This is a genomic window from Arthrobacter sp. SDTb3-6 (assembly GCF_013376095.1).
GTDB lineage: Bacteria > Actinomycetota > Actinomycetes > Actinomycetales > Micrococcaceae > Specibacter.
In genome coordinates this window covers 1-6,835 of the sequence record NZ_JAAMFN010000074.1, presented here as the reverse complement: position 1 = coordinate 6,835, position 6,835 = coordinate 1, and the positions used below count along the sequence as shown (strand labels likewise).

Annotated in this window: 6 protein-coding genes and 1 pseudogene; 6 read left to right on the top strand and 1 reads right to left on the bottom strand. The window is 69.6% G+C overall.

The genetic code is table 11. The annotated features are described in order from the left end of the window. Positions 1–58: 58 nt before the first annotated feature. A complete protein-coding gene (locus tag G6035_RS19035) occupies positions 59–841 on the bottom strand; it encodes a GNAT family N-acetyltransferase (RefSeq protein ID WP_176618672.1) in 783 nt (260 codons plus the stop codon). A gap of 103 nt (positions 842–944) precedes the next feature. Here G6035_RS19035 and G6035_RS19030 point away from each other — a divergent pair, with 103 nt between their 5' ends. The 6 genes and pseudogenes from G6035_RS19030 to G6035_RS20345 form a co-directional block, all read left to right on the top strand. Next, the gene (locus G6035_RS19030; protein WP_176618671.1) at positions 945–1,961 is read left to right on the top strand and encodes a thiamine-phosphate kinase; all 1,017 of its coding nucleotides are present in this window, start codon (positions 945–947) and stop codon (positions 1,959–1,961) included. A gap of 22 nt (positions 1,962–1,983) precedes the next feature. Beyond that, the gene (locus G6035_RS19025; protein ID WP_176618673.1) at positions 1,984–2,940 is read left to right on the top strand and encodes a DAK2 domain-containing protein; all 957 of its coding nucleotides are present in this window, start codon (positions 1,984–1,986) and stop codon (positions 2,938–2,940) included. Then, a complete protein-coding gene (locus tag G6035_RS19020) occupies positions 2,927–5,185 on the top strand; it encodes an ATP-dependent DNA helicase RecG (RefSeq protein ID WP_176618670.1) in 2,259 nt (752 codons plus the stop codon). The genes G6035_RS19025 and G6035_RS19020 overlap by 14 nt, the downstream gene beginning before the upstream one ends. A 30-nt stretch (positions 5,186–5,215) precedes the next feature. Further along, positions 5,216–5,806, top strand: coding sequence for a 16S rRNA (guanine(966)-N(2))-methyltransferase RsmD (gene rsmD, locus G6035_RS19015; RefSeq protein ID WP_176618669.1), 591 nt, complete (start codon positions 5,216–5,218; stop codon positions 5,804–5,806). Between the two features lie 296 nt (positions 5,807–6,102). Continuing rightward, positions 6,103–6,621: a flotillin family protein gene (locus G6035_RS19010; RefSeq protein ID WP_256128131.1), complete on the top strand. Its 519-nt coding sequence runs from the start codon at positions 6,103–6,105 to the stop codon at positions 6,619–6,621. Continuing rightward, a pseudogene (locus G6035_RS20345) lies at positions 6,622–6,835 on the top strand (flotillin family protein); the annotation flags it as partial. It abuts the gene before it with no gap.

Genomic DNA, 6,835 nt, shown 5'->3' with positions numbered 1-6,835 from the left:
CCCTTGTTTCGCCCACGCCCCCGGCTGAACTGGCAGGAATGGCCCGCAGGGAGACGTCTCAGCGGGTCCATTCGTACGGCGTGGTGGTGGAGACCTTGACGAGCCCCGAGCGCTCCAGGACGGGGCGGGAAAATTCCGTGGAGTCGCTGTGCGCCAGCGTCTTGCCCAAGGCCATCGCCGAGCGCGCCCGCGCGGCCGTCAGCGCCCGGTAGATGCCCCGGCCCCGGAACTCGGCCAGGGTGGCGCCGCCCCAGAGCCCGGCGAAGCCGGTGCCGGGCACCGGCTCCAGCCGGCCGGCGCCGACCATGCGGCCGCCGGTCTCCGCGACCCACAGTTCCATGCCGTCTCGGCGGGCCAAACGTGCCAGCAGGGCGTCCGCGGCGCGGGTGTTGACGGATTCGCCAAACGCCTCATCGGCCATGGCACTCATGGCCCGCACGTCGGCGTCGGCCGTCACCGTCCGCAGCACCACCCCGGCAGGCACGGGGGCGTTCCGGCACAGCCCCGCCAGCGGGCCGACCATGATTGATTCGGGCTCGCCCGGCACAAAGCCGTTTGCCACCAGCGCCTCATGCAGCCCCGGGGCCCGGTCGTGGCCGCGGGTCTTCCATTCGACGCCGGTCACGGCGGGGTCGGCGCGGAAGTGGGCCAGCGCGTCGGCCACCAGGGCGGCAATGTTCCCGGAGCCGGCCAGGTCCCGGTACGTGATGAATCCCCGGCCGCCGGCAAAGGTCACCAGCCGCAGCGGGCCAAGCACGGCGACGCTGAGCGCGCTGGGCGTTTCGGCGTCCGTCCGGAGCTGGTCGTCATAGGCCTGAAGGTAGTGCGTCACGTCAGTCATCAGGATCATCTTCACAGCAACGCACGGGCGGGGCAACAGGCCCGGCGCCGCATCAGCCCAGGGCCGGACGCCCGGTGTCGGCCCCAACCGCTACGGTTAAACCATGACCCTCACCGTCGCCGAACTCTCCGAATCGGCCCTGCTGGCCCGCATCTTCCCGCGCCTGCCCTCCGGCACGTCCACGCTGCTCGGCCCCGGCGACGACTCAGCCATCATCGCCGCCCCCGACGGCCGCACGGTCATCTCGATCGACACCCAGGTCCAGGACAAGGACTTCCGACTCGCCTGGCCCAACGGCTACGCCACCACCGGCTACGACGTCGGCTGGAAGGCCGCGGCCCAGAATCTTAGCGACATCAATGCCATGGGCGCCGAGGCCACCGCCATGGTGGTGAGCCTGACCCTGCCGGGCACGACGCCGGTCGCCTGGGTCGAGGCGCTGGCCGACGGCCTGGCTGCCGCGATCCACGCCCTCGGGGCGGGCCAATGTTCCGTGGCGGGGGGCGACCTGTCCGGCGGCTCCGAGATCGTGGTCACCGTGGCGGTGACCGGTTCCCTGGCCGGCCGGGACCCCGTGCTGCGCAGCGGCGCCCGCCCCGGGGACATGGTGGCCGTGTGCGGCAAGCTGGGATATTCGGCCGCCGGGTGGGCGCTGCAGGAAAGCAGCATCGCCCCGGCACAGTACACACCCGCGTTGCAAAACGCGGCCGACCTCTTCAACCGGCCGCAGCCGCCCCTGGCCGCCGGCGCCGCCGCAGCCCGCGCCGGCGCCACCGCCATGATGGATATTTCCGACGGCCTGCTCCGCGACGCCGGGCGCCTTGCCGCGGCCAGCGGCACCGGCCTGGACCTGGCCGGCGTCGTTCTGGAAAAGCTGGCGGATGGACTGGCCGAATGCGCGCAGGCACTGGGCACGGACCCGCTGCAATGGGTGCTCAGCGGCGGCGAGGACCACGGATTGTTATCCACATTCCCAGCCAACGTTGCGCTCCCGTCCGGCTTCATTGGGATAGGCTCAATAGTGTCCGCGGGCGACGGCCAACCGGCTGTGACCATCGACGGACGGAACTTCAAAAGCGTCGTGGACGGCGCTGTGGGATGGGATCATTTTGCAGTCTAAGATTGCCGCAACTGCCCCCGTAATTCGGCGTTGGCTGGCCAAGGCCGAGCAGACGCTTGCCAATCACAGCGACCGGCTCAACGCCATCAACATCTACCCGGTGGCCGACGCCGACACCGGCACCAACCTGTACCAGACGGTCCGGTCCGCCTCCCAGGCCGTGGCGGACCTGGACCCGCTCGACGCCGGTGCCACCATGGCCGCCGCAGGGCGCGCCGCCATGGAACAGGCCCGCGGCAATTCCGGCACCCTGTTTTCCGTGTTCCTCAGCGCCATGGCCGAGCCCCTGGCCGGGCAGCCGCGCCTCAACGGGCCCCTGCTGGCCGCCGCGCTGCACCGCGCCCAGCTGCGGTCCTGGAGTGCGCTGAGCGAGCCCATGCCCGGGACCATGCTGTCCGTGCTGGAGGCCGCCGCCCACGGCGCCTCCGAGGTGGAATCCACGCTCAACGGCGACGACTCCAACGCGGCCCTGGCACTGGCCCTGGACGGCGCCGTGGCCGCGGCCCGGGAGGCCGTGGTGCTGACCGAGTCCCAGCTCGGCGTGCTGGCCGACGCCCACGTGGTGGACGCCGGCGGCGTGGGCCTGCTGCTGATCCTGGACTGCCTGCGCTCCGTGGTGGTGGGCGAGCCGCTGCAGGAGGACCTGCTCGACGGGCTCTCCGGCTACAAGGTCCAGGACCCCAACATTGCCCTGGACATGCCCGAACAGCTGGGCGTGGAAGTCATGTGCACCATCAGCCTCACGCCGCTGGCGGCGGCCGGGCTGCGCATGCAGCTGGACGAGCTGGGGGAATCGGTCATCATGAGCGCCGTCTCGGAACAGGCCGACGACACCGGCGCCTACCCGTGGCGCGTGCACGTCCACGTTCCGTCGCCAACCATCGCGTTGGACGCCATTCAGGCCGTGGGTGATCCAAGCAACGTCAGCATTTCGGCCCTGAGCCCCAACGCCGTCGCAGACGCCCATGACCTCCTCTGACGGCGCCCACCCCGCCCTGGGCGGCGTGCCGGACGAGCCGCAGCCGCCGCGGCCCCGCGAATACCCCGACCTGGCCCTGCAGCTGTCCCGGCTCGTGGGGGCCGCCACCGCTAAGTCGGTGGAAAAGCACCTCGAGCTCACCACCGTCGGGCAGATGCTGCACCAGTTTCCACGGCGCTACCTGGCCCGCGGCGAACTGACCGAGCTGGACAAGCTTCCGCTCGACGAGGAAGTGACCATCCTGGCCCGCGTCGTCGACCTCTCCACCCGCCACATGCAACGGCGCAAGGGAACCATCAGCGACGTTGTCATTACGGACAATTCGGGGCGCCCCTCCAACCTGAAGATCAGCTTTTTCAACGGCTGGACGGCGCAAAAGGAGCTGCGGCCCGGCGTGCTGGCCATGTTTTCCGGCCGGGTTTCGCTGTACGGCGGGCACAAGTCCCTGACCAACCCGGACTACGTCCTGCTGCCGGATGACCCCCTGGCCGAGCATGAAGCCGAGATCCAGGCCGTCATGCCCGTGCCCGTCTACCCGGCCACCGCAAAGTTCCCGAGTTGGAAAACCCAGGCCGTCATCGCAGCCCTGCTGCCGGCCCTGGACCTCAGCAAGGTCCCGGACCCGGTGCCGGCGGCCATTGCCGCACGGGAAAGGCTCATGCCCCTGTGGGAGGCCTACGAACAAATCCACGTGCCCGCCACCATGGAGGACTGGCCGCGGGCCCGGCAGCGCTTCCGCTACCAGGAAGCCCTGGCACTGCAGACGGCGCTGGCCCGGAAACGCATCGAGGCCCTGCAGCAGGACGCCACGGCCCGGCCGCTGGTTGCCGGTGCGCTGCTGGAAGCCTTTGACGCCCAGCTGCCCTACACGCTCACGGGCGGCCAGCAGCAGATCTGTGACCTCGTGGCAGGGGAGATTGCCGCCGGCCATCCCATGCACCGGCTGCTGCAGGGCGAAGTGGGTTCGGGCAAGACCGTGGTGGCGCTGCGCGCCATGCTCCAGGTGGTCGACGCCGGCGGGCAGGCCGCGTTCCTGGCCCCCACCGAGGTGCTCGCCGCCCAGCACCTGAACTCCATCCTGGCCCTTCTGGGCAGCCTGGGCGAGGGCCCGCTGCTGGGCGGGCCGCACGCCACCAACGTGGTGCTGCTGACCGGGTCCATGCCGGCCGCCGCCCGCAAGAAGTCACTCCTGGCGGCCGCGTCCGGCGAGGCAGGGATTGTGATCGGCACGCACGCGCTGCTCTCGGACAACGTGCAGTTTGCCGACCTGGGGCTGATCGTGGTGGATGAACAGCACCGCTTTGGCGTGGAACAGCGCGACGTCCTGCGCTCAAAGGCGGCCAAGCCGCCGCACCTGCTGGTCATGACGGCCACGCCCATTCCGCGCACCGTTGCCATGACGGTCTTTGGCGACCTGGAAGTGTCCGAACTGACCGAGCTGCCCAGGGGCCGCGCACCCATCACCACCCATGTGGCGCCGCTGGCCGACCACCCCCAGTGGGAAACGCGGGTGTGGGAGCGCGCCCGCGAGGAGATTGACGCCGGCCGCCAGGTGTATGTGGTGTGCCCCAAGATCGGCGACGATCCGGAGTCCGGGCCTGCCGGGACCCCCGCGGACGGCGAGGACCGCCCCATGGCCGGGGTGCTCGACGTCGTAAGGTACTTGCGTACAGTCCCGGCGCTGGCAGGCAGGCGCATCGAGGCGCTGCACGGCCGGCTCGACTCCGCGGACAAGCAGGGGACAATGGCGGAATTCGCCGCCGGCAACATCGACGTGCTCGTGGCCACCACCGTGATTGAGGTGGGCGTGGACGTGCACAATGCGACCCTCATGGTGATACTCGACGCCGACCGGTTCGGCATGTCGCAGCTGCACCAGCTGCGCGGGCGTGTGGGCCGGGGCGGGCATCCGGGCCTGTGCCTGCTGGTGACCGGTCTGGAACACGGGCACCCCAGCCGGAAGCGCCTTGACGCCGTGGCGGCGACCACCGACGGCTTTGTCCTCGCCCGCGAGGACCTGGAACTGCGGCGCGAGGGAGACATCCTCGGCGCCCGGCAGTCCGGCGGCCGTTCCGGATTGCGCGTGCTCAGCGTGCTGCGCGACGAGGACCTGATTGAGCGGGCCCGTGCGGACGCCACGGGGATCGTCGCCGCGGATCCGGAGCTGAAGCAGCATCCGGCCCTGAAACTTGAAATCGACACCTACCTGACCGAACAGAATGAGGCATTCCTTGAACGTGGCTAGTGGTTTTGCAGTGGCTGCAGGGGTGCGCGCATGAGCCGGATTGTTGCCGGGGCCGCCGGGGGGACGCCGCTCATTTCGGTGCCCGGCGACGGCACCAGGCCCACCACGGACCGGGTGAAGGAGGCCCTGTTCTCACGCCTGGAATCCATGGACATGCTCGCCGATGTCCGGGTCCTGGACCTGTACGCGGGCTCGGGCTCGCTCGGCGTGGAGAGCGCCAGCCGCGGGGCCAAGTCCGTGGAGCTGGTGGAGTTCAACGAAAAGGCGGCCGGGGTGTGCCAGCGCAATGCCGCACTGGTGAACAAGGTGCGCGGCAGCAAGGTGGTGACGGTGCAGCGCTCCCGCGTGGAGACGTTCCTGGCCCGGGCGGACGACGCCGACGTGGACCGGTGGGACCTGGTCTTCCTGGACCCGCCGTACCCGCTGACCGAGCCGGAGCTGTCCGAAGTGCTGGGACTGCTGGGCCCGCGGCTCAGCCCCTACGCCGTGGTTGTGGTGGAACGCTCGGCCCGCACGCCCGAGCCTGCCTGGCCGGCGTCGCTGGAGCTGTTGGCGGCGAAGAAATACGGTGAAACGCGGCTGTGGTTCGCCGAGCCGGCGGGGCAGCCTTCGGGGGACTGAACGGGCCAGGCAACTGCCGGCCCCGTCCACGGCCGGCAGTGGGTGAATTCCAAGCATCGGCGGGTAATGTTGCGCGCAGCATAAAAGTACTGGTCCGTCACACGACTGGGCCACCTCGCAGCCTTTCGTTCCAGCCGCCGGCGAGCTGCCGGCGTCGGGCCCGTTGACGCGGACACGGCCCTCCCGGCAGGGCCGCCCCCGCGGACAGCGTCATCTACATTTCCGGGCCGACGGGTACGCCCGTGGTCCACGGCCAGCCGTCCGGGCGATGCTGGCCCCGCGAAAGGGTCACCGCCATGCCGGTGCTGTTAGCATTCCTTCCCCTCATCATCATCATTGTTGCCGTCGTGGTGTTCCTGGTGCTGGTCCGGGCGACCGTGAAAAAGATGTGGCAGGTGGCCGAGCCCAACGAGGCCCTGATCATCTCCGGCTTTGGGCGCAGCCGCCCCGCCACCACCGACGGCATGGACTTTAGGATCGTCACCGGCAAGGGCGCGCTGGTGCTCCCCGGGCTGCAAACCGTGCGCACCCTGTCGCTGACCCTGAACGAAACCGAACTGCAGGTCAACTGCGTCACCTCACAGGGCATCCAGGTGGTGGTGGAGGGCGTGGTGATCTTCAAGATTGGGGATTCGACGCCGTTCATCGCCAATGCGGCAAGACGCTTCCTGGGACAGCAGCCGAAGATGGAAAGCCAGGTGTACAACGTCTTTGAGGGCCACCTGCGTTCCATCATCGGGAGCATGACGGTGGAGGAAATCATCCGGGAGCGGGACAAGCTCGCCTCCCAGGTGCGCAGTGCCAGCGGCATTTAAATGGAGAAGCTGGGGCTGGTGGTGGATTCGCTGCAGATCAAGGACCTGCAGGACCCCACCGGGTACATCCAAAACCTGGCCAAGCCGCACATTGCCCAGGTCATGATGGAGGCGAGGGTGGCCGAGGCCACGCGGAACCGGGAGGCGTCGGAGAAGGAGGCGGAGGCAGCGGCCCTCGTTGCCGACGCCCAGAGCATCTCCGCCATCAAGCAGT

Excerpts from the sequence above, each read along its gene's own strand:
- G6035_RS19035 (WP_176618672.1), bottom strand. The coding sequence starts at position 841 with ATGACTGACGTGACGCACTACCTTCAGGCCTATGACGACCAGCTCCGG.
- G6035_RS19030 (WP_176618671.1), top strand. The coding sequence starts at position 945 with ATGACCCTCACCGTCGCCGAACTCTCCGAATCGGCCCTGCTGGCCCGC.
- G6035_RS19020 (WP_176618670.1), top strand. The coding sequence starts at position 2,927 with ATGACCTCCTCTGACGGCGCCCACCCCGCCCTGGGCGGCGTGCCGGAC.
- rsmD (WP_176618669.1), top strand. The coding sequence starts at position 5,216 with ATGAGCCGGATTGTTGCCGGGGCCGCCGGGGGGACGCCGCTCATTTCG.
- G6035_RS19010 (WP_256128131.1), top strand. The coding sequence starts at position 6,103 with ATGCCGGTGCTGTTAGCATTCCTTCCCCTCATCATCATCATTGTTGCC.